The 386-nt window shown below is 49.2% G+C and carries 1 protein-coding gene; it reads right to left on the bottom strand.

Going from position 1 to position 386, the window contains the following annotated elements; translation table 11 throughout:
* On the bottom strand, positions 1–386 hold a 386-nt coding region (locus tag J0A66_RS21965), incomplete at both ends, for a class I SAM-dependent methyltransferase (RefSeq protein ID WP_206575973.1).

Raw genomic sequence — 386 nt, 5'->3', positions numbered from 1 at the left:
ACAGTAGCAAAAATAGAACGACCATAAACGCATGAAACGCTCATCGTAGCCGCACTTTGCGAGAGGCTGTCGGTTCTGATGCAATGCGCGATGCCAGTCTTGTATCGTTCTTGCGTAATGAAGGCCTATATCTTGGCAATCCCTGAGCTCCATATCAGAGGCCCCGCGAATTTGATCTGTTAGCAATGACAGGGATGGAAGAAAGCCGCCGGGAAAGATATGCCGTTGAATAAAATCTTGCCCTTTGCTGTAGCTGGCAAGCCGCGCTTCGCTAATCGTGATGGATTGCAATAGCATTAAGCCATCCGGCTTTAGCAGCTGGCTACATTGGCGGAAGAAGGTCGGTAAATAGGCTTTGCCTACGGCTTCGACCATTTCAATGGAGA

The sequence above is a fragment of the Bowmanella dokdonensis genome (assembly GCF_017254865.1).
Lineage (GTDB): Bacteria > Pseudomonadota > Gammaproteobacteria > Enterobacterales > Alteromonadaceae > Bowmanella > Bowmanella dokdonensis.
The sequence above is the reverse complement of the archived record's forward strand: the minus strand, read 5'-3'. Positions and strand labels throughout refer to the sequence as shown.